We start from the raw sequence: 25,216 nt of genomic DNA on the forward strand, positions 1-25,216 counted from the left end.
GCTGATGCTTGCTTCCGTTCCCTACGCCGGTACGACCCGGATCAGGTTCGATGGGTCGGTTTTCACCTCTCAGCCCTGCGGCACCCCAACGGATTTCCGGCAGGCTAGCGAGGGGCGTTCAGAGGGTCAACAGGGGATCGGTCATTTATTTCGTTTCGTTTTATATCAGTTAGTTGCGGCGCGTACCTCATGCATTGCATGAGGATTCGTTAATGAAAATCCCGCGATCTGGGGATCACCTTGGCGTCGCGCGGATGGCTATGCATCGCCACCTGACCGGGCAGCGGATGGGTCGGGTGATCGCCCCGCGTGGTGATGCCGGGCATCGGTGCGTCCGACAGCGCCGCCAGCCGGTCGGAGCGGTTCTCGAGCCGCTCGGCCACCACGTGGATCACCCGCCCGTCGGTCTGCACGCGCCCCTCCACGACCAGAAGCCGCGACGACATGATCGTGGGGCGGTAGAGCTTGAACATATTGGGCCAGATCACGAGGTTGGCGACGCCAAACTCATCCTCCAGCGTGATGAAACAGACCCCCTTGGCGCTGCCGGGTTTCTGGCGCACCAGCACCAACCCCGCCAGCTTTACCCGCCGCCCGTGGCCCATGCGCGAAAGGTCCCGGGCCGAGGAGAACCCCTGCGCGGCGAGGCTGGAGCGGTAGAAGGACATCGGATGCGCCTTCAGCGACAGGCGCAGCGTCTGGTAGTCGGCCACGACCTGTTCGGCTTTTGGCATCACCGGCAGATGCACCTCCGGCTCCGGACCGCGGGCCGAAGCCTCGACATGGTCGAAGATCGGCAGGGCGGGCGCGTCGCGCAGCCCTTGGGCCTGCCAGAGCGCTTGGCGCCGGTCGATCCCCATACTGCGCATCGTGTCGGCGGCGGCGAGTTGGCGGATCGCTTTGGCGTCGAGGCCTGCGCGGGTCTTGAGGTCTTCGACATCGGCGTAAGGCGTCTCGCGCCGGTCCATGATCCGCGCACCGGCCTTTTCCTGCAGCCCGTCCACCATGCGCAGCCCTAGCCGCAGGGCGAAACCGTCCCCACAAGGCTCCAGCGTGCAGTTCCAGTCCGAGAGGTTCACGTCGACATCGCGCACCTCGACCTGATGTTCGCGGGCGTCGCGCACGATCTGCGCCGGGGCGTAAAACCCCATCGGCTGGGAGTTCAAGAGCGCGCAGGCAAAGGCCGCCGGGTAGTGGCATTTCATCCATGACGAGACATAGACCAGCTTGGCGAAACTCGCGGCATGGCTTTCGGGAAAACCGTATTCGCCGAAGCCCTTGATCTGGTCGAAACAGCGCTGCGCGAAGATGGGATCGTAGCCGCGTTTGGTCATCCGGCCCACCATCTTGTCCTGTAGCTTTTCGATCGTCCCGCGCGAGCGGAAGGTGGCCATGGCCTTGCGCAGCTCGTTCGCCTCGGACGGGGAAAACTGTGCCGCGTCGATGGAAATCTTCATCGCCTGTTCTTGAAAGATCGGCACGCCCAAGGTTCGGCTGAGGATACTGAACAATTCGTCCTGCGGATAGGCCGGGCCGGGGGCGGGGTAGACGACGCTCTCCATCCCCTGACGGCGGCGCAGGTAGGGGTGCACCATATCGCCTTGGATCGGGCCGGGGCGGACGATGGCGACTTCGATCACCAGATCATAGAAGACGCGGGGGCGCAGCTTCGGCAGCATCGCCATCTGCGCGCGGCTTTCCACCTGAAACACACCCAGACTGTCGCCGCGGCAGAGCATGTCGTAGGTGGGTCGCCCTGTGGCGTCGTCCTCGTGATCCTCCACAGGCACCGTGGCCAGTTCCAGCGGGCGGTCGTAATGCGCCTCGATCAGGTCGAAACATTTGGCGATACAGGTGAGCATGCCGAGGGCGAGGATATCGACCTTGAAGATTTGCAACGCGTCGATGTCGTCCTTGTCCCATTCGATGAAACTGCGCTCGGGCATGGCGCCGTTGCCGATGGGCACGATCTCGGTCAGCGGGCGTTCGGTCAGGATGAAACCGCCGACGTGCTGGCTCAGATGCCGCGGCATGCCGATCATCTGGGAGGCCAGTTTCAGCACCATGCGCAGGTAGGGGTCCGACAGGTCCAGCCCCGCCTCGCGGGCGCGGGCGTCGTCCATCTCGCCCTCGAAACTGCCCCAGACGGTGCCGGCGAGCTTCGAGGTCACGTCTTCCGAAAGCCCCATCGCCTTGCCAACTTCGCGAATGGCCGAGCGCGGGCGGTAGTGGATCACCGTGGCGCAGAGCCCGGCGCGGTGGCGGCCATATTTGCCGTACATGTACTGGATCACTTCCTCGCGCCGCTCATGTTCGAAATCGACGTCGATGTCGGGCGGCTCGTCGCGTTCCTCGCTGAGGAACCGCTCGAACAGCAGGTCATGCACCGCCGGGTCGACCGAGGTGATGCCGAGACAGAAGCAGACCGCGGAATTGGCCGCCGAGCCGCGCCCTTGGCAGAGGATCGGCGGCTGCGCCTCCTCGCGGGCGAAGCGGACGATGTCGTAGATGGTCAGGAAATAGCGCGCGATCTTCTTGGTCTCGATCAGGGCGAATTCCTTCTCGATGGTCTTTTTTACTGCTTCGGGCGCGCCTTCGGGGTAGCGCCGGGCGGCGCCTTCCCATGTCAGGCGGGCGAGTTCCTCCATCGGGCTGCTCCCCTCGGGGACGATCTCATGCGGGTATTCGTAGGCCAGATCGGTGAGGCGAAAGGTGATCCGGTCGGCAAGGCGGCGGGTCTCGGCAATGGCATGGGGCCAGTCGGCGAAGAGGCGGATCATCGCCTCGGGGGATTTCAGGTGTCGCTCGGCATTGGCGGCCAGCAGGTAGCCCGCCTTGGGCACGATCACGCCCTCGCGGATCGCCACCATCACGTCTTGCAGGGGGCGGCGGTGGCGGGCGTGGTAGAGCACGTCGTTGGTGGCAAGCAGCCTCAGCCCATGGGCGCGGGCCAGCGCATCCAGCCGGTTGATTCGCGCCCGGTCGTCGCCCCGGTAGAGGAAACTCGCCCCGATATGGCGCATCCCGGGCAGCGCTTTCAGCAGCCGCGGCAGGCCGGCGGCGAAGAGATCGAGGTTCTCGGGCGGCATGACGATAAGGTGCAGCCCTTCGGCATGGCCCTCCAGCATTTCCAGCGTCAGATGGGTCTCGCCCTTTTGCTGCCATTCGCCGTCCACTGATTGCATCTTGCCCGCCGAGAGCAGCGTCGAGAGCCGCGCATAAGCGGCGCGGTCCTGCGGGTAGGCGAGGATCTCGGTCCCGCAGAGCAGCACCAGACGCGCGCCGATCAGGGGGCGGATATGGGCCTTTTCCGCCTCTACATGCAGGCGCACCACGCCCGCCAGCGTGTTGTGATCCGCGATGCCGAGGCTGTCGTAGCCGTGGTGATGCGCCGTTTCGACCAGATCGACGGTGTCCGAGGCGGCGCGCAGGAAGGAGAAGCAACTCGCCAGCCCGAACTCGACATATCCCGCCCGGGGCGGCGCGCTGAACCCGTCTTCGCCCAGCGTGCGGCGCTTATGTCCCTCCTGCTCGGGCATCAGGCGAAGAGCCCGTGCAGGAACCAGCGCGGCTCGGCCCCGCGGCCGTCGTGGATCACGCCCTCGCGGTAGAGCCAGAAGCGCTGGCCGCCCGCGACCTCGACTTTATAGTAATCGCGCAGCCGGGTGCCGGGACGGTCGCGCCACCATTCGGGGGCGATCCGCTCAGGCCCCGCGTGGCGGGTGGTCTTGTAGGTGACGCGGCGCCAGTTGAACTGCGAGGGCGGGCCTTCGGGCACGGCGTAGATCACGCGCACCTCCTCGGGCGGGGTCAGCAGGCGCAGCGGGCGCTCGCGCAGCAGCGCGGGGGCGGCTGTGGGGCTGGCCTGCAACGCCGGGGCGCGTTCTTCGACTGCTTCGGGCTTGTGGGTCTCGCGCCACTGCGGCCAGCTCACCTTTTCCGAGCCGAGCTTGGCCACCAGACGGTCCAAGAGCCCGGCCACGTCGGCCGAGGGGTCGCGCTTGCCGTCGAGGTGGTCTTGGATCAGCGGCAGCGGCTCGCTCGCGAGCGCCTCCAGCGTCAGCAGGTCAAAGCCAAAGCCGCTGTCGATGTTTTCCAGCTTGCCATCGAAAAGCCTGCGCAGGTGCGCGGGGTCACGGCTGGCCCGCGCCGTGGCGACCCCAAGCGCGCGCCAATCGCCGTCGATGCGGTAGATGGTCAGGCGCAACCGCCGCGCGCCAAGCTCGGCGCGGGCCAGAAGAGTGCAGAGGTCATCGACCAGCGCGGGCAGATGCGGGGCGGGGTCGAGCACCGGTTCGGGCAGGCGACTGCGGGCCATGAAATGGCGATGGTCGGGCGGGGCGTTGAGCGGATCGGCGGCCTTGCCGAGCGCTTTGTCGAGCAGGATCAGCGGGTTGCGCTCGGGCTTCAGGCTGGCAAAGCGGCGCATCAGTGCGGCGCGGGGCAGATCGCTCAGCGCGCCCATGGTCTTGAGGCCAAGCCGGTCCAAGAGCCGCGTGGTCTGGGCATCGAGCCGCAGGGCAGCGACGGGCAGGGGGGCGAGGGCGGCGCCCACGTCCTCGGCGGTGCAGATCTGCGCGCCGGAGCCGAAACGCGCCAGCGCCTGCGCGGCCCCGGGGGTGGGGGCCATGGCGCAGCGCGCGGTCAGCCCCTGCAGGGCAAAACGGCTGCGGATGTCGCGCAGCATCGCCGCCTCGCCGCCAAACAGATGCGTGCAGCCGGTCACGTCGAGCAGCAGGCCGTGATCCTGATCCTGCGCCGTCCAGGGGCACCAGCGCCGCGCCCAATGCACCAGCCGCTTGATCAGGGTGATATCGCCTTCCAGATCGGCGGGCTCGACATGCAGATCGGGGTGGATCGCCTGCACGTCGACCACCCGCGCGCCCGTCTCGATGCCCCGGGCGCGGGCGGCGGCGCTCAGCCCATGGACCACCGGCCCATGCGTCCCGTCGCGTGACAGGACGACGGGGACCTCATCGCTCGGAACGCTGCGGTATTGGCCGATCACCCGGCGCCAGCGCTCCATCGTCAGATCGGGGAACCAGACGGAGACGATCCGCGGCGCGGGGGCTGTGGCGTTTGTCGGGCTCATGGTCGGCCACCCAACGGCCCGGCGCATGGCCGCGCGCGCGAAACAGCTCCAGATCCCAGCGGGCCGCGCCCGGGGCCTGCGGATCGTCGGGATGCGCCTGCGCGGGCAGGGCGGCGATACGCCAGCGCATCCGCGCCGCGCTCAGGCCCCCGGGGTCGCCGCTGCGGATGAGGTAGAGCGGCACGCCCGAGGCCTCGGCTCGAAGCGACAGCCGCTTGGTGGCGGTGAAATCCAGCACCTCCGGCCCGCCATGCACCTCGCCCACCACGGCGGAAAGACCCGCGCAGGCCGCGCCTTCCTCCATCGTCCAAAGCACGTCGCGCGGATGGCTGGCACTGACCAGAAGCACCGGCTGCTCCAGCCCGAAGGCCGCGAGGCTCGGGGTATAGGGCGCGCCGTTCTCGCGCCGCGACAGGAAGTCCTGCACCCAAAGCACCGGCCCCTTGCCGCGTGGCAGCAGCGACAGGACGAAGCCACTGGCCGAAGCACTGGCGAAGGCCTGCGGAAAGACATCCGTCAGCGGCGCATGCGTGTCCAGAACCCCCGGTTCGGGCGGTGTCGACGGCCGTCGCCGCGGCAGGGTAAGGACCTGCCCATATGTAGAATCGGTTGTCATGCACGACTCCATATGTTCACATTTTGTTCTATTCATAAACGATGAACTGCGGCCCTGTCAAAATTTTGAACCGCCCCCGCGAAGCCCTTGCCGGGGCGTGGAAAAACCGCATCTACTGGGCTCAGGGCAGCGACAGGAGGCGAAAATGTGCAATCTTTATTCCCTCACCAAGGGGCAGGACGCGATCCGCGGCTGGTTCGACGGGATCGAGGACAATGCAGGTAACCTGCCGCCCATGCCCGGCATCTACCCCGATTATCCCGCCCCGGTGGTGCGCCACGGCGACATCGGCCCGGTGCTGCAGATGATGCGGTGGGGCATGCCGTCCCCGGCCTTTGCGCTTAAGGGCAAGAAGACCGACCGCGGCGTCACCAACATCCGCAACATCGCCTCACCGCATTGGCGGCGCTGGCTGGTGCCGGAGCACCGCTGCGTTGTGCCCTTCACCGCCTTTTCCGAGCCGCTGAACCGCCCCGGGGAGCGTTCGCGCCCGGTCTGGTTCGCGCTTGGCGAGGACCGCCCGCTGGCCTTCTTCGCCGGGGTCTGGACGCAGTGGACCTCCGTGCGCAAGCTGAAGGACGGGGAGACCACCGACAACCTCTATGGCTTCCTGACGACCGAGCCCAATGCCGAGGTCGCGGCCGTGCACCCCAAGGCGATGCCGGTGATCCTGACCACGCCCGATGAGGTGCAGACGTGGCTCAGCGCCGAGACCGCCGACCTTGCGGCGTTGCAACGCCCGCTGCCGGATGGTGCCTTGCAGGTCATCGACCCCGAGGACTAGGCCGCCTCGGCCATCATCCGCGCGGCCATCGCGAGGTCCGAGCGGAACTGCGCCTGCGCCTCCTCGCGCACCCGGGGATCGGGCACGCGCAAGAGGTAGGAGGGGTGCAGGGTGATCAGCACCGGAATGCCCTCCGGCCCCGCTTCGATCGTGCCGCGGCGTTTCAGGATGCCCGTGCCCTTGCCGGTCAGGCTCTGCGCCGCCGTCGCGCCCATGGCGAGGATGAGCTTGGGCTGCACCTGCGCCACCTCGGCATTCATCCACCAGCGGCACTGGTCGATCTCCGGCGTCTCGGGGCGCTGGTGAATGCGGCGCTTGCCGCGGGCGGTGAACTTGAAGTGTTTGACCGCATTGGTGACGAAGGCGGCGTCTCGGTCCAGCCCCGCTTCCCCGGCAATGCGGTCGAACATCTGCCCCGCCGGCCCGACGAAGGGGCGACCCGCGAGGTCTTCCTGATCGCCGGGTTGTTCGCCCACGACCATCAGATCGGCATGCGTCGACCCTTCGCCCGGCACGGCCTGCGTGGCGTGGCAATGAAGCGGGCAGCGGGTGCAGGCGCGGATCGCGGACGGAAGCTCTTCGGCCGGGCCGTCCCAAGCGGACTCAAAAGCCGAAAGCTGCGCCTGCACCCGGTCCATGCGCGCGGGCGGCAGGGTCGGGGCGGCCTCGGCCATGGCACGGGCGCGGGCCGGGGCCTCGGCGATCATCTGGGGAATGAAGGCGGCCTCGGGCATGTTCTTCCAGTATTTCTTGGGCATCTCCGACTGCATCGCCTTCACCATCAGGCGGGCGGGGTTGAAGATGTTCTGGAAGTAGGTGATCCACAACTGCTCGCCCGCGTCCTCGGGCAGGTCAGGCTTGGCGTGGCCCTCTTGAAAGCTGAGCTTGCCGCCCTCGAAGATGGCCGAGACATCGGGCGTCAGGATGCGCCAGTCCATGTCGGAAAACCGCCGCGCGAAGAAATCCGCCGTCGGCTCCACCGTGTGATGCGTGGGCTCGAACCATGCCGCAAAACTGCGGCGTGGGGCGTTTGGATCACCGATCTCGCGGAAGCGGACGAAGGCCTTCATCTTGTGCTGGCAGCGGCGGACGTTCTTCTCCATCCCGCGCAGCACGGCGAGGTCGGCATCGCCGCGGTCCGACATCAGGTGCGGCGCGTCCTTCACGCGCCACAGAAAAGCATAGAGCCGCGCGAAACGTTCCGGGTCACTGTGCCAGACCGCCGTCTCGGCCATCGACACGAAGCTGCGCGGCACCGCGACGCGGCCCTTGGCCGTCGGCGCGGCCTCCTCGCCAAACAGGTCGGGCGCGGCGGCATGAACGCCCCAGAGGATTTGCTCGGGCGGCACGCCCGCGGCCAGAAAGCCACGCGCCGCCTCTCGCCATGCCTTGGCGGTGCCGATCGGGGGCAGGGAGACGCGGTGCATCAGAACAGGGTCAATTGCTCGGGCGGCGGCGCGAAACGCGCGCGCAGGTCGGCGCTGTCGGTAAGGCCGCCGGGCGTCCAGCCCCCCGCGGTGACGAAGGCGCGGGCCTTTTTCATCGAGGCGCCCATGCGGGTGAGGTCTTCGTAGCGCAGGGCGCGATGGCGGCGCGCGGCAAGGATGCGGTTGACGGTCTTGACCCCGAAGCCGGGCACCCGCAGCAGCATCTCGCGGCTGGCGCGGTTGACGTCGAGCGGGAAATGCTCGCGGTGCACCAGCGCCCAGGCGAGCTTGGGGTCGACCTCTAGATCGAGATTGCCGTCGCGGGTGACCGAGGTGATCTCGTCGAGTTGGAAGTCGTAGAACCGCAGCAACCAGTCGGCCTGATAAAGCCGGTGCTCGCGTTGCAGGGGCGGGCGGATCAGCGGCAGTTTCGACGAACTGTCGGGAATGGGCGAGAAGGCGGAATAATAGACCCGCTTCAGCTTGTAGCTGGAATAGAGCCGCGTCGATTGCCCCAGCACGGTGGCGTCGTTCGACCCATCCGCACCGATGATCATCTGCGTCGACTGGCCCGCGGGCGCGAAGCGCGGCGGGCGCTTGCCGGAGAAGGACTTCTCCTTGCTCGCCTCCTTGGTCATCCGCACGTTGGCCATGGCGCGGCGGATCTGCTCGGGCTTTTTCTCGGGCGCATATTGCTGCACCGCCGTGTCGGTGGGCAGTTCCACGTTGATCGACAAACGGTCCGCCAGTCGGCCCGCTTCCTCGATCAACTCGGGCGAGGCGTCGGGGATCGTCTTGAGGTGGATATAGCCGCGAAAATTTTCCTCGTGGCGCAGCTTGCGGGCGATCTGCACCATGTCGGACATCGTGGCATCGGGTGAGCGGATCACGCCCGAGGAGAGGAACAGCCCTTCGATATAGTTGCGGCGGTAGAACTCGATGGTGAGCTTGACCACCTCGTCCACGCTGAAGCGCGCGCGTTCCACGTTCGAGGAAACGCGGTTGATGCAATAGCTGCAATCGTAGATGCAGAAATTCGTCATCAGGATTTTAAGCAGGCTGATGCACCGCCCGTCCGGGGCATAGGCGTGGCAGATGCCGCTGCCTTCGTTGGAGCCCAGCCCCTTGCCATCGCGCGAGTCGCGCTTGGTGGAGCCCGAGGAGGCGCAGGAGGCGTCGTATTTCGCCGCGTCGCTGAGAATCGCCAGTTTCTGATCGAGGGTCTGTTTGGTCATGCGTTCTGTATATGTTCTCAAGGGGGCGGCGTCATTAATCTATCTTAATGCCGCGACAATTTGCGCGGGGGGCTGCTGAGGGGGCGGGGTGGCCCCGTGGCGCCGAGATTAAATTGACGTAGGGAAATCTAGTCGCTACCAATTACATGCAGATACATATTATGCATTTGCATGCGAGGGCACCGAGGCAAAGATCGCGGGCTTTTGATCACAACTGGGAGACGACCATGAAAACAACAACCACGCTTAGCGCGGCGGTCTTTGCCGTCAGCACATTTGCCACTGGCAGCATCGCTCAGGCCGAAGAAGTGACCCTGCGCGCCGTTTCGGCCTTTACCCTTGGCACCGCCTTTAGCCGCGAGTTCGAGTCCTTTGTCGAGTGGATCAACGAGAACGGCAAAGGGGTCGTGCAGATCAATCTGGTCGGCGGTCCTGAGGCCGTGCCGCCTTTTGAACTGGGCAATGCGGTGCAGTCCGGCGTCGTCGACATCGCCAACAACACCACGGCCTATTACCCCAACCTGCTGCCCACCGGCGACGCACTGCATCTGGCCGAGAACACCATTCAGGACCAGCGCGCCAATGGCTGCTATGAACTGGTCGACCGTATCCATCAAGAGCAGATGAATGTGAAATACCTCGCCCATGCGGGCGACGGGATCGGCTATCACCTTTATCTCACCAAACCGGTCGAGGGGCCGGATCTGAGCGGTCTGACCATCCGCACCACGCCGGTTTACCAAGCGATGTTTACGCAGCTTGGTGCCAACCTCGTGCGGACCGCGCCGGGCGAGGTCTACAGCGCGTTAGAGCGTGGGGCGATTGACGGCTACGGCTGGCCCTCGCAGGGGGTGCTGGACCTTGGTTGGGACGAGCAGACGAAGTACCGTGTCGACCCGAGCTTTTACAACGTCGATGTTAACGTTCTGGTGAACCTTGATACTTGGAACGGGCTGACGGAGGCGCAGCGCGCCAAGCTGGCCGAAGGTGCCGCTTGGATGGAAGAGTTGAACAACGACAACGCGCGGATCGGAACGCCTCGGAATATGCGGCGCAGGCTGAGGCGGGTATCGAGACGATCACCTTTGGCGAGGCCGATGCCGAGACTTGGATCGCCGCCGCCCGCGATGCCGGTTGGGCCGCGGTGGAAGAGGTCGATGCCGATCTTGCGCAGCAGATGCGCGCCTGCATGACCAAGTGATCCTCCAATGATCTCTCGAATGTTTGACCGGATACTCCGGGGGCTGGCCGTCTTTTCGGCTGGTATCCTCGGGGTGATCGCGGTGTTCATCGCTCTCAATGTTGTGCTGCGCAATCTTGGCCTGCCGGTGGTCTATGGCGCGCTGGATGCGATCCAATACGCGCTGATGATCGCCACCTTCCTTGGCGCGCCTTGGGTGCTGTCGATCGGTGGCCATGTGAAGGTCGATCTGATCACCAGCAATCTTGCGCCACGCACGGCCCATGTGCTCACCCGTCTTACCAGCGCCATTGGCGCTGTCACGGCGGGGGTGTTGGGGTGGTACGGATTGCAAGCGGTGCTGGCGTCGGCCGCACGCGGGTCGATGATCCGCACATCATTCGTCATCCCGGAATGGTGGATGCTGGCCTTTGTGCCGCTGTCATTGGCGCTTTGCACGATTATCTTTATCCGCCGCCTTTTCTATCCGGAAACGGCCGAGCGTAGTCTGAGTGGTCTTTGAGATGGATTGGGCTTTGATCCTGACGCTCATGCTGGGCAGCCTCGCCGTGCTTTTGCTGATCGGCTTGCCGGTCGCTTTTGCCTTTATCGCCGTGACCACCGTGGGCGCATACTTCGTGCTGGGTGGCGAACGTGGCATTCTGCAATTGGCGCGCAACTCGGCGCAGTCGGTGGCGAATTTCCAGCTTGCCCCGATACCCCTGTTCATCCTGATGGGGGAGATCCTCTTTCAGACCGGGGTGGCGCACCGCGCCATCGACGCCATCGAGCGGGTGGTGACGCGCATCCCGGGCCGCATGTCAGTGGTGACGATCTTTGGCGGCACGATCTTTGCGGCACTCTCAGGCTCGACCATCGCCAATACCGCGATGCTGGGCGGCACGCTGCTGCCGGGGATGCTGAAACGCGGCTACCACCCGTCGATGGCCATGGGGCCGATCATGGCTTCGGGGGCGATTGCGATGCTGATCCCACCGTCGGCGTTGGCGGTTCTGGTGGGCTCGCTCGCTGGTATTTCCATCGCGGGGCTGCTGATCGCGGGGGTGCTTCCGGCCTTGCTCCTGGCGGTGCTTTTCGTGGCCTATGTGGTGGGGCGCAGTGTATTGGACCCAAAGGTCGCGCCGCCCGATGTTTATGAAGATATGTCGCTGCGCGAACGGTGGACGCCTTTTGCGATCTATGTCTTGCCGCTGACGGTACTTTTCGCGGTGGTGATCGGCTCTTTGCTGGCAGGGATCGCCACACCCACGGAGAGCGCTGCGCTGGGCAGTATCACGGCGGTGATCATCGGGGCAGCCTATCGGGCCTTGAGTTGGGAGAAGATGGGCCGAGCTCTGATGGAGACGTTGAAACTGTCGGTGATGATCCTGTTCATCATTGCGGCCAGCCAGACCTTTGCGCAGGTGCTGAGCTTTTCGGGCGCGACCAACGGGCTGATCAATGCAATCAACGCGGTCGATCCGACGCCGCTGATGGTGCTCTTGGGGATGATCGCGATCCTGCTGTTTCTGGGGTGTTTCATCGATCAAGTGTCGATGTTGATGGTGACGGTCCCGGTTTTCGTGCCTTTGGCGGGCGCGATGGAGATCAACGAGCTGACCCTCGGCGTGGTTTACCTGCTGACCATGGAGATCGGTCTGCTGACACCGCCCTTCGGGCTGCTTCTCTTCGTCATGCGGGGCGTGGCACCCGAGGAGATCCGGATGCCGCAAATCTATGCCTCGGTGATGCCCTTTTTGTTAATCAAGCTCTTCGTGCTGGCGCTGGTCGTCTGGCTGCCGGGCATCGGTACTTGGTTGCCGGGCTTGATGGGCCGCTAATCCGCAGGGCGACGCATTCGAGCATCGCCCTACAAGCTATTGCCTCGGTTCAACATTTCCCCTCACCGCAGCCATACGCAGCCCTCCGCCTGCTTGCATTACCCTGCGTAATACGGTTGTAATTCCGCGAGGAGGCAATCGGCTTTCCCAAGAACAACACGTGAGGAGCACCGTGATGGCAAACCCCCTTTATGACACTCTGTTTGGCCGTCACGCTGGCAAGACGACCGCCTTTTTGCACCTTGAGGGCGGGGTGACGCTGACCCATGCGGGCTTTCTGAGCCGGGCGGGCCGCTTTGCCAATGTGCTGAGCGGGCTGGGGGTGAAGCCGGGCGACCGGCTGGCGGTGCAGATCGACAAATCCGCGGATGCTCTGGCGCTCTATGCCGCATGCGTGCAGGCGGGGGTGATCTTTCTGCCGCTGAACCCGGCCTATACGGCGGATGAGGTGCGCTATTTCGTGACCGACAGCGGGGCGGCGGCGTTTGTCTGCCAGCCTGCGCGGCGCAATGAGATGGCGCCGCTAGCCAAGGACACGGGCTGCCAGCTTGAGACGCTGGGCACCGAAAACGATGGCAGTTTTGCGGACCGCGCAGCCTCGGCCCCCGATCAGTTCGAGACCGCCCCGCGTGGGGGCGATGATCTGGCCGCCTTCCTCTATACCTCCGGCACGACGGGGCGCTCAAAGGGGGCGATGCTGACGCAGGCGAACCTTTTGTCCAACGCGCAGACGCTGGCCGATCTGTGGCGCTTCACCAATGCAGACGTGCTGCTCCATGCGCTGCCGATCTTCCATACCCACGGGCTGTTCGTGGCGACGAATGTGACGCTGGTGGCGGGGGGCGCGATGATCTTTATGCCCAAGCTCGACATCGACCGATTGATCGACCGGATGCCCCATGCCACCGCGATGATGGGGGTGCCCACCTTCTACACCCGGCTGTTGGACGACGCGCGATTTACCAGCGAGACGGCGGCGAATATGCGGCTGTTCATCTCGGGCTCCGCCCCGCTGCTGGCGGAAACCCATGTGGATTTCGAGACCCGGACCGGCCACCGTATCCTTGAGCGTTACGGCATGACCGAGACCAATATGAACACCAGTAACCCCTATGAGGGCGAGCGCCGCGCGGGCACCGTGGGCCTGCCGCTGCCGGATGTGGAGTTGAAAATCACCGACCCTAAGACCGGCGCGACCCTGCCGGACGGAGAGATTGGCAGCATCGAAGTACGTGGCCCGAATGTCTTTAAGGGCTATTGGCAGATGCCCGAGAAAACCGCCGCCGAACTGCGCGAAGATGGCTTTTTCATCACCGGCGATCTGGGGCGGCGCGATGCGGATGGCTATGTGACTATTGTGGGCCGCGACAAGGATCTGATCATTTCAGGCGGCTATAACATCTACCCCAAGGAGGTCGAACTGCTGTTCGACGACCAACCGGGCGTGTTGGAAAGCGCGGTGATCGGCGTGCCGCACCCCGATTTTGGCGAAAGCGTGGTGGCGGTGTTGGTGGCGCGCCGGGGGGTGGAGCTGGACGTGGAGCAAATCGCCGCGGGCGCGGCCGGATCGTTGGCCAAGTTCAAACAGCCCCAGAAGTTGATCGTGCTGCCGGAACTGCCGCGCAACACGATGGGTAAGGTGCAAAAGAACGTGCTGCGCGAAAACTACCGGGACCTCTTCCAGCCGGGGTGACGCGGCCCGAGGGGGACTGTCGGACGGGCACAGGCACGGGCATCCCCCTCCCACGGGGCAGGGCGGGGGCGTAACCTGCGACAATCTGGCGTTTAATGCCCGGTTTCGCTTGAGGTGCCGGGAAAATTTCTACAGAACGTGGTGACCTTTCAGTCCGCTAGATCAGGAGTTCGCGTGTCCCTCTTCCTTATCGTTGCCTTGCCTTTCCTTGGTGCTTTGCTACCCGGACTGATGAATTCCGCAGGGCGCCAAGCCTGCGCCGGGGTCACCTTCATGGTTACCCTCGTGGCCTTTGTCGGCCTGCTCACCCATTTGCCCGCCGTGCTAGCCGGAGAGGTGCTGACCGCGCGGGTTGACTGGATTCCGCAGCTTGGTCTGAACCTGACCTTGATGCTCGACAGTCTTGGCTTTTTCTTTGCCTGTCTGATCCTTGGCATCGGTCTGCTCATCATCGCCTATGCGCGTTCTTATCTGTCGCGCGACGATCATATGGGTGAGTTTTTCACCTATCTCTTGCTCTTCCAGGGCGCGATGGTCGGCATCGTTCTAAGCGATAACGTGTTGATCCTGCTTATCTTCTGGGAACTGACCTCGCTCTCGTCTTTCCTGCTGATCGGCTATTGGAAGCACCTGCCCGAAGGCCGCCAAGGCGCGCGGATGGCGCTGACCGTGACCGGCATGGGCGGGCTTGCGATGATCGGTGGCATGTTGCTGTTGGGGCAGATCGTCGGCAGCTATGACCTCAGCGTGATCTTGGAAAACCGCGAGGCGATCCAAGCCTCGCCGCTCTATCTGCCTGCGCTGATCCTGATCCTGCTGGGCTGTTTCACCAAATCGGCGCAGTTTCCCTTCCACTTCTGGCTGCCCCACGCCATGGCCGCGCCCACGCCGGTCTCGGCCTATCTGCACTCCGCCACGATGGTGAAGGCGGGGATCTTCCTGATGGCGCGGATGTGGCCGGTGCTTTCGGGCACGCCGGAGTGGTTCGTCATCGTCACCACGGCGGGGCTGATCACCATGGTGCTGGGTGCGGTGATCGCGCTGTTCAAACATGACCTGAAGGCGCTTTTGGCCTTCTCGACCGTCAGCCACCTTGGTCTGATCACCATGCTTCTGGGCACTGGCACGGCCTTTGGCGCGCTGGCGGCGGTGTTTCATATCCTGAACCACGCGACCTTCAAGGCCGCGCTCTTCATGTCGGCGGGGATCGTGGATCACGCGGTGCATACGCGCGACATCTGCCGTTTGGGCGGGCTGCGGCATCTGATGCCGGTGACCTTCGTGATCGCCACGCTGGCGTCGCTTTCGATGGCGGGGATCCCGCTCTTCAATGGCTTCCTGTCGAAAGAGATGATGCTGGAAGAGACGCTGCACACCACGCTTTTTGATTTGCCATGGCTGGTGCCCGCGCTGGCGACCTTCGGCGCGCTCTTCTCCGCGGCCTATAGCTTCCGGCTGATCGGCCACACCTTCCTAGGCAAGGAGCGCGACGACTATCCCGACCATCCGCATGACCCCAAGCCCGGCCTGTGGTTGCCGCCAGCGCTCTTGATCATCCCCGTGGTGGTGATCGGCCTCGCGCCGTTTCTGGCCGAGCCTTTCGTCAAGCTGGTGACCGCCTCTGTCCTTGGCGATGCAGCCGAGATGTCTTCTGCGCATTTCAAAATCTGGCACGGGCTGGGTCCGGCGCTTTATATGTCGATCATCGCGGTCGTGGGCGGGCTGATCCTGCTGGCGCTCTTCACCCCCTTGCTGCGCATCTGGGATGCCGCACCCCGGCCCGAGGCCAAGCGCATCTTTGACCGGATCATCGCGGCCTCTGTCGGCCTGTCGCAGGCGGTATCACTGCGGCTGCACAATGGCGCCTTCTCGCGCTATGCCGCCGTGATGGCGGTGACCGTGGTGGGCGTGGGCTATTACGCTTGGGCCACTGGCACCGTGGGGGCGGCGACCCGCGCACTGCAACCGACGAATGCCGTGCAGATCGCGGGCTGGCTGATGCTGGTCGCGGCGGCCTGCGGCCTTGTCTTCCTGCACCGCAACCGCCTGTTGTCGCTGATCCTGATCGGCATCGTCGGGCTGATCGTCTCGGCCGGTTTCGTCTTCTTCAGCGCGCCTGACTTGGCGATGACCCAGCTGACGGTCGAGGTGGTGACGATCATCCTGCTGCTCTTGGCGCTGAACTTCCTGCCCAACCGCACACCAATCGAAAGCAGCGTGCTGCGCCGGACGCGGGACGTTGTCGTCTCCCTCGCGGCGGGGGCGGCGACCATGGCGCTGTCCTATCACTACCTGCTGCGCGACACCGTGGCGCCGAGCATTTCCGAATTCCACCTTGCCAACTCCTACAAGGGCGGCGGCGGCACCAATGTGGTGAACGTGATCCTCGTCGATTTCCGGGGCTTCGACACCTATGGTGAGATCATCGTGCTGGGCATCGCCGCCCTGCTGATCTACGCGCTGACCGAGACGCTGCTCTCGGGCCCGGTGCGGGCGCGTTTGCTGAACCGCAAGCCTGACCAGCCGCGCGCGGGCGACCGGCATCCGATGATGATGGTGGTGATGACCCGCGTGATCATGCCGTTGGTGCTGATGGTGGGGTTCTACATCTTCCTACGTGGTCATAACGAGCCGGGCGGCGGTTTCATCGCCGGTTTGATCGTCTCCATCGCCGTGGTGATGCAATATATGGCCAGTGGCTTTGCCTGGGCCTCGGCGCGGCTGCGCTATCCTTATCATGGGATCATCGGCACCGGCGTCTTGATCGCGGGGCTGACGGGGATCGGATCGTGGCTCTTTGCCAAACCCTTCCTCACGTCGGATTTCACCTATGTGCGCATCCCGCCCTTCGACAAGTTCGAACTGGCGACGGCGGCGCTTTTCGATCTGGGCGTGTTCCTTGCCGTGGTGGGGGCGGTGATGCTGTCACTTGAAAGCTTCTCGCGGCTGGCGCGCCGGGCGCATGTGCCCGAGGCCGCTCACCCGATGGACATCGACCCATCGCGCGAAGACAACACCAAGGCGGAGGCATAACATGGAACTTCTCGTCGCATCCGCCATCGGCATCCTGACGGCCTCTGGCCTCTATCTTGTGCTGCGCTTGCGGAGCTTTCCCGTCATCATGGGCACATCGCTGCTGACCTATGCGGTGAACGTGTTTCTCTTTGCCTCGGGCCGTTTGACCGTGGGCGCGCCGCCGATCCTCACGGATGCCGCGCGCTATACCGATCCGCTGCCCCAAGCGCTGGTGCTGACCGCCATCGTGATTTCATTCGGCATGACCGCCGTGGTGGTGATGATCGCCCTCGGAGCCTATCTGGGCAACAAGGATGACCATGTGGACGACCCGCTGACCGATACCAAGGCGGAGGACCGCACATGACCCATTGGCTGATCCTGCCCATCGTGCTGCCCGCGTTTATCGCGCCTTTCATCATTCTGGCCGCACGCTATCACATCACCATCCAGCGGGTGCTGTCGCTGTTTGGCGCGTTTGCGCTGGTCGTCGTGGGGCTGGGCCTCTCGGTCGAGGCGGCGAGCGGCAATGTCATGCTCTACCGTCTCAGCGATTGGGCCGCGCCCTTTGGCATCGTGCTGGTCGGCGACCGCCTGTCGACGCTGATGGTCACGCTGACGGCGGTGCTGGCGCTGTTTGTGCTGCTCTATGTCATCGGCTCCAAATGGGACGAACGCGGGCGGCATTTTCATGCGCTGTTCCAGTTCCAGCTGATGGGGATCATGGGCGCCTTCCTGACGGGCGACCTTTTCAACCTCTTCGTCTTTTTCGAAGTGCTGCTGATCGCCTCCTACGGGTTGATGATCCACGCCGGTGGCACGCCGCGTCTGCGGGCAGGGGTGCAATATGTGCTCTATAACCTGCTGGGCTCGACGCTGTTTCTCTTTGCGCTCGGCGCGATCTATGCTGAGACGGGGACGCTCAACATGGCCGATCTGGCGCAGCGCGTTGCCCTGATCGACGCAGGCGCGACCGTGGGCATCCGCATTGCGGCGGTGCTGCTCTTGATGGTCTTCGCCGTCAAAGCCGCTGTGGTGCCGCTGCACTTCTGGCTCCCGTCGAGCTATGCCGAAGCGCCCGGCCCGGTGGCGGCGCTTTTCGCCATCATGACCAAGGTCGGCGCCTATGCGATCATCCGCGTCTATACGCTGATCTTCCCGCCCGAACTGGCCGTAACGGCGGATCTGCACACCACATGGCTGTTGCCTGCCGCACTGCTGTCGCTGGCGCTTGGCATGATCGGCGTGCTGGCGGCCAAGCAGTTGGACCGTATGGTGGCCTTTTCCGTCATCGGCTCCATGGGCATGGTGATGATCTCGATCGCGCTGTTCACGCCCGAGGGGATTGCCGCGGCGCTTTATTATATCGTGCATTCGACACTGGCCGCGGGCGCACTTTTCCTGATCGCCGATCTGGCGCGGGCCGGGCGCGACAACCTTGATCTGACGGCGCAGCCGCAGGTGGCGGGGGCCAAGCTGACCTCGGCCCTGTTCTTTGTTGCCGCCATCGCCATGGTCGGCGTGCCGCCGCTCTCGGGCTTTCTGGGCAAGCTGCTGATCATGGATGCCGCCGCCGCCAGCGATGCTTGGGTCTGGATCTGGGCCGTGATCTTGGGCGCGAGCCTTTTGAGCCTCGTGGGCTTTGGCCGCGCGGGCAGCGTGGTCTTCTGGAAGGCGCGCAGCGTCACGCCGGAGGAGGGGGCGACCCCCGCTGAGCGCCCCTCGGCGCTGAGCTATGTGGCGGTGGGCGGGCTCTTGGCCCTGCTGGTGGCACATACGCTGCTGGCCGGACCGGCCACCCAATATGCCACCGCGATTTCAAAGCAATTGTTCGGGCCAGAACGTTACCTGACCACCGTGTTGGAGACCCCCGGCAAACTGTCGGACGGCAAAGAGGAGGCCCATTGACATGATGCGACCGATCCGTTGGCTTTTGCCGCACCCGTTTCTGACCCTGCTGCTGACCGCGGTGTGGATCCTGCTGCAAAACAAGTTCAGCGCAGGCATGTTGGTCTTTGGCCTGATCCTTGGCGTTGTGATCCCGATCTTGACCGCGCGTTGGTGGACCGACCGCGCGCAGGGCATCCGCCCGCTGCGGACGTTGGCCTATGTGCTCTTGGTGATTTGGGATATCGTCATTGCCAATATTCAGGTGGCTTGGATCATCCTGACCAAATCCAACGCCAGCATGTCGCCCGCTTGGGTTGTCGTGCCGTTGGACCTGAAAGAACCCGAGGCGATCACGATCCTGATGGGCACCATCACACTGACCCCCGGCACCGTCTCGGCGGACCTGTCGGACAACGGGCGCTACCTTTTGGTACACGCACTGGACGCGAGCGACCCCGACGCCGTGCGTGATGAGATCAAAGACCGCTACGAACGCCGCTTGAAGGAGATTTTCGTATGACCCAAGCGACCGACCTTTTGACGCTGGCGCTTTATGGGGCGCTGACCCTCGTCGCCATCGCGCAGTTCATGGCAATGATCCGTCTGTGGATCGGCCCCGGCACCGGGGACCGTATTCTGGCGCTGGACACGATGTTCATCAACGCCATCGGCATCATCGTGCTTCTGGGCGTCTTGCAGGGCACGCAAATCTACTTTGAGGCCGCGCTGATCATCGCCATGCTCGGTTTCGTTTCGACCGTGGCCTATGCCCGTTTCGTCCTGCGCGGAGATATCATCGAATGAGCCCTGAGATCATCGCCACTTACTTCGTTATCGCGCTGCTGGTGATCGGCAGTTTCTTCGTGCTGGTTGCCGGGATTGGCTTGCTCAAGCTGAACGACCCGATGACGCGTCTGCACGCGCCGACCAAGGCCGCGACGCTGGGGATCGGGGCCTATTTGCTGGCGGCCATGGTGAACTCTTTCCTTTCGGGCACGGGGTCGCTGCATGAGCTGCTGATCATGGCATTCATCTTTGTCACCGCGCCGGTGTCGGCCAATTTCATGGCCAAGGCGAATATCCACCGCCGCGATTGCCTGCCGCATCCGCCCGAACTGCCGGATGGCGATACTTGGGCCACGTTGAACGTGCCGGAAGAAGACCGCGAGATCGAAGAGACTTCGCCCAACGCCTGAGGGGCGGGGCCGAGGTCGGATTCATTTCAAACTGTTACGATGGTGGAAACCTTTTCCTGCCAGCATAGGTTAATGGGCGGCGCTGCCCAACCGAAGCTGACCGAAAGGATCCTGCCATATGCGTCTGACCGCGCTTCTGCTAATGTTGTGCCTGCCCTTCGCCGCGGCGGCGCAAGACCGTGTGGCGATGGTCATCGGCATCTCCGCCTATGAGGATGCCGCCGCGCTTGACGGTCCGCGCGCGGATGCGGCGCTGCTGACCGAGGCGCTGGAGGGGCAGGGCTTCGACGTCACCATGCTGATCGACGCTGAGAGCGCGGCATTCAAACAAGCGCTTTCCGACTTTGCCTTTCAGGCCGAAACGGCGGATATCGCCCTGATTTACTATGCGGGCCGCCGCGTCGCCTCCGGTGGGCAGAGCTATCTGATCCCGGTCGACGCGCCCTTGGCCCCGGCCTCTACGCTGCGGCGCGAGGGGGTGGCCCTGCCTGCGCTCCTGCGTGCGGCGGGCAAGGCCCGGCAGATACGGCTTGTTCTGCTCGACAACTGCCACGCCGCCCCGCAGCAAGCCACCGCGCCCCTGCCACCGCCTGAGCCACGCCTTGGCACCTTGGTCGTGACTTCTGGCGAGGTGGGCGCTTGTGATGAGGGTGGTGAAAACGCGGGTCTCTTCGCCGAAACGCTGGCCGAGGTGGTGGCCGAGCCAGAGGTCGAGGTCGGGGCCATGCTTGACGATTTCCGCGCGGCTCTGCGCAGCCGCAGCGGTGGCACGCTGTCTGCGCGGCGCTTTGGGCGGTTGAACCCCATGCCATTCTTCCTCGGCGGCGGTGACGGGGAAGCGGCCCCGCGTAGCTGGGCCGATTTGAACGATACGCAGGGCCAGCGTTTGGCCGAATTGGCGGGGCAGGGCGATACCCGCTCGCAACTGGGCCTCGCCGCCCTGCAAAGCGATCCCGACGATCCCCGCTATGATCCGCAGAATGCGGCGGCGCAGCTTATGCGCGCGATTGAGACCGGCTCAGCCGAGGCGCGCTATCAACTGGCCCAGCTTTACGAAGAGGGCCGAGGGGTAGAGCAAGACGAGGCCCGCGCGATGCAGCTTTATCGCGACGCTGCCGAGCGGGGCCATGCCGGGGCGTTGAACGATCTGGGCTTCATCCATTTGCAGGGCGAATTGGGGCAGAAGGCCGACCCCGAACTGGCGCTCGATTATTTCCGCCGTGCAGCCGACAGGCGACACCCTGCTGCAATGTTCAACTTTGCCGCGATGATCGACGATGACAAAGTGCCGGGGCGCGGGGCTGCGGATGCCGCGCTCTACCTCTATCGCGCGCTGCGGGCGGGGGATGGCACCTTGCTGGGGCTGATGCAGGAAGAGCCGCGTTTGTTCGACAGCGACACCCGCAAAGCGCTGCAACGCAAGCTGTCGGATTTCGGGTTTTATGACGGTGCGATTGACGGGCTTTATGGCGATGGCACCCAAGCCGCGATCCGCGCGGCATTTGGGATAGAGGCTGGCGCGATTCCGGGCGAAGCCACTGAAACGACTGAGGAAACGGCGGAGGCCGAGACGTCGGAAACGTCTCCGATCGCATCCGAGACGCCGCAGGAGGAGCCTGACCAAGAGCCGAAAACCCAAGCCGAAGACACCCCCGAAATCGACGCCCAGCCAGAGCCCGGCGCGGATGAAAATGTCACCCCGGTTCTACGCCCCAAACAGGCCGCGCGGGAGTGAGTTTTGAAACAAGTAGTATTGCATTTTGCCCTCCAGTAAGTTGGCAAAATTAATCCGGTTGCAATATCGCGGCCGATGGCTTTTGATTGGCGCATCAGTCAATAAAAACTTCTCTGGGGAGAACACCAATGAAAAAACTGCTTATGACATCCGCTTTGGCGACGGTTGCCGCGACCTCGCTGGCCGCTGCCGAGTGTAGCGAAGTCACCTTCTCTGACGTCGGCTGGACCGACATCACCGCCACCACCGCCGCCGCCTCTGTCGTGCTCGACGCGCTCGGCTATGACACCGAGACCAAGATCCTCGCCGTGCCGGTGACCTATACCTCCATGGCCTCCGGCGACATCGACGTGTTCTTGGGCAACTGGATGCCGACGATGGAAGGCGACATCGCGAAATACCGCGAAGAGGGCAGCGTCGACACCGTGCGCGCGAACCTTGAAGGCGCGAAATACACGCTGGCCGTGAACAAGGCCGCCGCCGATATGGGCATCAAGACCTTCGCCGACATCGCCGCTAACGCCGATGCGCTGGAAGGCAAGATCTACGGCATTGAGCCGGGCAATGACGGCAACCGCCTGATCCAGTCGATGATCGACGAGAATGCCTTTGAACTGAGCGATTTCGAGGTCGTCGAATCCTCTGAACAGGGGATGCTCGCTCAGGTGCAGCGCGCCAGCCGCAAGGAAGAGCCTGTTGTCTTCCTTGGTTGGGAGCCGCACCCGATGAACGCCAACTTCGACCTGACCTATCTCGAAGGTGGTGACGATTACTTTGGCCCCGATCTGGGCGGTGCGACGGTTTACACCAACACCCGCGCCGGTTTCGTCGAAGAATGCCCGAACCTTGGCAAATTCCTCCAAAACCTCGAATTCAGCCTTGAGATGGAGAACGAGATCATGGGCGCGATCCTTGATGACGGCGAAAAGCCGGAAGAGGCCGCCGCAGCTTGGATCAAGGCCAACGCCGACGTGCTCGACACATGGCTGGACGGTGTGACCACCGTCGACGGCGGTGATGCGATGGAAGCTGTCGCTTCGCTGAAGTGATCCTCACGCTATGATGGACAAGACCCGCTCCAGATCGATGGGGCGGGTCATTCTCATGCGCAATTCTCCAATCCTGAAGGACTGACATGGACTGGCTGACAGAAAACAAGATCCCCGTGGCCGATGTGGCCGAAGACGCGCTGGATTGGTTGCAAACGAACGGGGCGTGGTTCTTTGACGGGCTGTCGGACCTGATGGAACGGCTGATCGAAGCGATCCTCTGGGTGCTGCAAACCCCGCATCCGCTGATCCTGATCGCCGTCTTCGCCGCGATCACTTGGGCCATTCAGCGCAATTGGAAAACCGTGGCCTTTGTGGTGCTCGGCTTTCTGTTCATCCTGAACCAAGACTACTGGGAAGAGACGATGGAGAGCCTGACGCTCGTGCTCTCGGCCTGTGTGGTCTGCATGGGCGTCGGCGTGCCGATTGGCATCGCCGTGGCGCATCGGCCCCGGCTTTACGCATGGGTGGCCCCGGTCTTGGACCTGATGCAGACACTGCCGACCTTCGTCTATCTGATTCCCGCGATTGTCTTTTTCGGCATCGGCATGGTGCCCGGGTTGATCGCCACGGTGATCTTCGTGCTGCCTGCGCCGATCCGGCTGACGCAGCTTGGCATCTCCTCGACCCCCAAGGCGCTTCTCGAGGCCGCGCAGGCTTTCGGCGCCAAGCCGCGCCAGACGCTGTGGAAGATTGAGCTGCCCTATGCGCTGCCGCAGATCATGACGGGTCTGAACCAGACCATCATGCTGTCGCTCTCGATGGTGGTGATCGCAGCATTGGTGGGCGCAGACGGTTTGGGCGTGCCGGTGGTGCGTGCCCTGAACCAAGTCAACACAGGCTTGGGATTTGAATCCGGGTTGGTGATCGTTGTCGTGGCGATCATGCTCGACCGTATCCTGCGGGTGGCACGGAAATGACGAAAGCAGTAGAATTCGATAACGTATCCATCGTTTTTGGCGACAAGCCGGAGAAGGCGCTGCCGCTGATGGACGAAGGCCAAAGCCGCGCCGAGATCGAAGCGGCGACAGGGCAGGTGCTGGGCGTGCATGATTGCTCGCTCACCGTTGAGAATGGCGAGATCCTTGTGCTGATGGGCCTGTCGGGCTCGGGCAAATCAACGCTGTTGCGGGCGGTGAACGGGCTCAACCCAATGGTGCGCGGCACCGTGCGGGTCCATGCCGAGGGCTGGTCCTGCGATGTGCATGAGAGCAATGCGGCAGAGCTGCGCCGGGTGCGCCGTGAAGGGGTGTCGATGGTGTTCCAACAGTTCGGCCTGCTGCCATGGCGCACGGTGCGCGACAATGTGGCGCTTGGGCTGGAGCTGTCGAATGTGCCTAAGGGCGAGCGATTGGAGCGGGCCGAGCGGCAGTTGAAGCTGGTGGGGCTCAGCGATTGGGCCGACCGTAAGGTGGGGGAGCTTTCGGGCGGGATGCAGCAGCGTGTGGGCCTTGCTCGCGCCTTTGCCACCGAAGCGCCGATCCTGCTGATGGATGAGCCTTTTTCGGCCCTCGATCCGCTGATCCGCACGCGGTTGCAGGATGAGTTGTTGGACCTGCAACGCGATCTTAACCGCACGATCATTTTCGTCAGCCATGACCTTGATGAGGCGTTCAAACTGGGCGGGCGTATTGCCATCATGGAAGGCGGGCGCATCGTGCAGATCGGCACCCCGCGCGAGATTTTCTCGAACCCCGCTTCGGATTATGTGGCGGAATTCGTGGCCAATATGAACCCGCTTGAGGTGTTGACCGCCCGTGATGTGATGGGGCCAGCCGATGGGGCCGCCCATCCCGAGACCAGCGCCGAGACGCCGGTGCGGGATCTGATGGACGGTCTGCGCGGCCCGGAGGCGGGTTTCGCGGTGATGGAAGAGGGCAGGCAGATCGGCACGGTGACGGCGCATAGCATCGTGGAACGGCTGAAACGCTAGGGCGGGGGCCACCCGCCCCGGCAGCGCTGTCTCACCGAGGGCAGCGCTGCCCTCCGTGGTCGATAGGGATCAGTTCGCCGCTGTCCCGAGGGTCTTCAAAATCGGACAATCCGGCCGGTCATCGCCCGCACAATCGCGGACCAGCGTGCTGAGCGTGTCGCGCATCTCTTGCAGGCCGCTGATCTTGGCCTCGATCTGGGCCAGATGGTCCTTGGCGATGGCGCGCACATCGGCGCTGGCGCGGTTTTTGTCCTCCCATAGCGCCAGCAGGTTGCGGCAATCTTCGATGCTGAACCCCAGCGTGCGGGCGCGGCCCAGAAAGGCGAGCTTATGCATCTCGCTTTCGCGGAAGGCACGGTAGCCATTGGCGTCGCGCAGGGGTTTGACCAGCCCGATATCCTCGTAATAGCGGATGGTTTTGGGCGGCAGCCCGGTGCGTTGTGAGACTTCTCCGATGTTCATGGGACGATCCTATTCCTGTCTCTTATACACATCTCCGAGCCCACGAGACTAGGCATGATCTCGTATGC

General features: G+C 64.0%; 21 protein-coding genes and 1 riboswitch. Of the genes, 15 read left to right on the forward strand and 6 right to left on the reverse strand.

The features are described 5' to 3' along the window. Nucleotide 1 precedes the first annotated feature (1 nt). Nucleotides 2-98: riboswitch (TPP riboswitch) on the reverse strand. A 111-nt stretch (nucleotides 99-209) separates the two neighbouring features. The 3 genes from J7392_RS17475 to J7392_RS17485 are packed head-to-tail and all read right to left on the reverse strand — an operon-like array spanning nucleotide 210 to nucleotide 5,708. Continuing rightward, nucleotides 210-3,539 (reverse strand): error-prone DNA polymerase, encoded by a 3,330-nt coding sequence (locus J7392_RS17475; protein ID WP_209218696.1) that lies wholly within the window; start codon nucleotides 3,537-3,539, stop codon nucleotides 210-212. Continuing rightward, nucleotides 3,539-5,026 carry a DNA polymerase Y family protein gene (locus J7392_RS17480; RefSeq protein WP_209218782.1) on the reverse strand — a complete coding sequence of 496 codons (1,488 nt, stop codon included), beginning with the start codon at nucleotides 5,024-5,026 and terminating at the stop codon, nucleotides 3,539-3,541. Before J7392_RS17480 ends, J7392_RS17475 begins: the two co-directional genes overlap by 1 nt. Next, entirely contained in the window at nucleotides 4,974-5,708 is a 735-nt protein-coding gene (locus J7392_RS17485) for a hypothetical protein (RefSeq protein ID WP_247744630.1), read from the reverse strand. Before J7392_RS17485 ends, J7392_RS17480 begins: the two co-directional genes overlap by 53 nt. 145 nt (nucleotides 5,709-5,853) lie before the next feature. Here J7392_RS17485 and J7392_RS17490 point away from each other — a divergent pair, with 145 nt between their 5' ends. Then, nucleotides 5,854-6,492 carry an SOS response-associated peptidase family protein gene (locus J7392_RS17490; protein ID WP_209218698.1) on the forward strand — a complete coding sequence of 213 codons (639 nt, stop codon included), beginning with the start codon at nucleotides 5,854-5,856 and terminating at the stop codon, nucleotides 6,490-6,492. Here J7392_RS17490 and J7392_RS17495 read toward each other — a convergent pair. Both J7392_RS17495 and J7392_RS17500 read right to left on the reverse strand, forming a co-directional pair. Then, nucleotides 6,489-7,919: a UdgX family uracil-DNA binding protein gene (locus J7392_RS17495; protein ID WP_209218699.1), complete on the reverse strand. Its 1,431-nt coding sequence runs from the start codon at nucleotides 7,917-7,919 to the stop codon at nucleotides 6,489-6,491. The two genes, J7392_RS17490 and J7392_RS17495, sit on opposite strands and share 4 nt — an antisense overlap. After that, a complete protein-coding gene (locus tag J7392_RS17500) occupies nucleotides 7,919-9,154 on the reverse strand; it encodes a putative DNA modification/repair radical SAM protein (protein ID WP_209218700.1) in 1,236 nt (411 codons plus the stop codon). The genes J7392_RS17495 and J7392_RS17500 overlap by 1 nt, the downstream gene beginning before the upstream one ends. Nucleotides 9,155-9,381: 227 nt before the next feature. On the opposite strand from J7392_RS17500, the gene dctP reads away from it, so the two are divergent. The 14 genes from dctP (at nucleotide 9,382) to choV (ending at nucleotide 24,686) form a co-directional block, all read left to right on the forward strand. Continuing rightward, nucleotides 9,382-10,347, forward strand: coding sequence for a TRAP transporter substrate-binding protein DctP (gene dctP / locus J7392_RS17505; RefSeq protein ID WP_247744631.1), 966 nt, complete (start codon nucleotides 9,382-9,384; stop codon nucleotides 10,345-10,347). Nucleotides 10,348-10,374: 27 nt separating this feature from the next. Continuing rightward, nucleotides 10,375-10,857, forward strand: coding sequence for a TRAP transporter small permease (locus tag J7392_RS17510; RefSeq protein WP_247744632.1), 483 nt, complete (start codon nucleotides 10,375-10,377; stop codon nucleotides 10,855-10,857). 1 nt (nucleotide 10,858) lies between these two features. Beyond that, nucleotides 10,859-12,175: a TRAP transporter large permease gene (locus tag J7392_RS17515; protein WP_209218702.1), complete on the forward strand. Its 1,317-nt coding sequence runs from the start codon at nucleotides 10,859-10,861 to the stop codon at nucleotides 12,173-12,175. A gap of 175 nt (nucleotides 12,176-12,350) precedes the next feature. Beyond that, nucleotides 12,351-13,868 (forward strand): malonyl-CoA synthase, encoded by a 1,518-nt coding sequence (locus J7392_RS17520; RefSeq protein ID WP_209218703.1) that lies wholly within the window; start codon nucleotides 12,351-12,353, stop codon nucleotides 13,866-13,868. Between the two features lie 174 nt (nucleotides 13,869-14,042). After that, nucleotides 14,043-16,901: a monovalent cation/H+ antiporter subunit A gene (locus tag J7392_RS17525; RefSeq protein ID WP_209218704.1), complete on the forward strand. Its 2,859-nt coding sequence runs from the start codon at nucleotides 14,043-14,045 to the stop codon at nucleotides 16,899-16,901. Nucleotide 16,902: 1 nt separating this feature from the next. Then, nucleotides 16,903-17,250 (forward strand): Na+/H+ antiporter subunit C, encoded by a 348-nt coding sequence (locus J7392_RS17530; RefSeq protein ID WP_209218705.1) that lies wholly within the window; start codon nucleotides 16,903-16,905, stop codon nucleotides 17,248-17,250. After that, nucleotides 17,247-18,791, forward strand: a complete 1,545-nt coding sequence (locus J7392_RS17535) for a monovalent cation/H+ antiporter subunit D (RefSeq protein WP_209218706.1) — start codon at nucleotides 17,247-17,249, stop codon at nucleotides 18,789-18,791. The genes J7392_RS17530 and J7392_RS17535 overlap by 4 nt, the downstream gene beginning before the upstream one ends. Nucleotide 18,792: 1 nt before the next feature. Further along, nucleotides 18,793-19,293, forward strand: a complete 501-nt coding sequence (locus J7392_RS17540) for a Na+/H+ antiporter subunit E (RefSeq protein ID WP_067260934.1) — start codon at nucleotides 18,793-18,795, stop codon at nucleotides 19,291-19,293. After that, nucleotides 19,290-19,577 carry a K+/H+ antiporter subunit F gene (locus J7392_RS17545; RefSeq protein ID WP_067260936.1) on the forward strand — a complete coding sequence of 96 codons (288 nt, stop codon included), beginning with the start codon at nucleotides 19,290-19,292 and terminating at the stop codon, nucleotides 19,575-19,577. Before J7392_RS17540 ends, J7392_RS17545 begins: the two co-directional genes overlap by 4 nt. Further along, entirely contained in the window at nucleotides 19,574-19,969 is a 396-nt protein-coding gene (gene mnhG, locus J7392_RS17550; RefSeq protein WP_067260938.1) for a monovalent cation/H(+) antiporter subunit G, read from the forward strand. Before J7392_RS17545 ends, mnhG begins: the two co-directional genes overlap by 4 nt. Before the next feature lie 118 nt (nucleotides 19,970-20,087). Next, nucleotides 20,088-21,704, forward strand: coding sequence for a caspase family protein (locus J7392_RS17555; RefSeq protein WP_209218707.1), 1,617 nt, complete (start codon nucleotides 20,088-20,090; stop codon nucleotides 21,702-21,704). 128 nt (nucleotides 21,705-21,832) lie between these two features. Further along, nucleotides 21,833-22,753, forward strand: a complete 921-nt coding sequence (gene choX, locus J7392_RS17560) for a choline ABC transporter substrate-binding protein (protein ID WP_209218708.1) — start codon at nucleotides 21,833-21,835, stop codon at nucleotides 22,751-22,753. An 86-nt stretch (nucleotides 22,754-22,839) separates the two neighbouring features. Then, entirely contained in the window at nucleotides 22,840-23,673 is an 834-nt protein-coding gene (gene choW, locus J7392_RS17565; RefSeq protein ID WP_209218709.1) for a choline ABC transporter permease subunit, read from the forward strand. Further along, complete coding sequence (choV, locus tag J7392_RS17570) at nucleotides 23,670-24,686, forward strand: choline ABC transporter ATP-binding protein (protein ID WP_067260946.1); 1,017 nt, start codon at nucleotides 23,670-23,672, stop codon at nucleotides 24,684-24,686. Before choW ends, choV begins: the two co-directional genes overlap by 4 nt. Nucleotides 24,687-24,755: 69 nt before the next feature. On the opposite strand, the gene cueR is transcribed toward choV, so the two are convergent. Then, nucleotides 24,756-25,148: a Cu(I)-responsive transcriptional regulator gene (gene cueR, locus J7392_RS17575; RefSeq protein WP_067260948.1), complete on the reverse strand. Its 393-nt coding sequence runs from the start codon at nucleotides 25,146-25,148 to the stop codon at nucleotides 24,756-24,758. Between the last annotated feature and the right edge of the window lie 68 nt (nucleotides 25,149-25,216).

The sequence above is a fragment of the Sulfitobacter sp. R18_1 genome, assembly GCF_017743915.1.
Taxonomy (GTDB): Bacteria; Pseudomonadota; Alphaproteobacteria; order Rhodobacterales; family Rhodobacteraceae; genus Sulfitobacter; species Sulfitobacter faviae.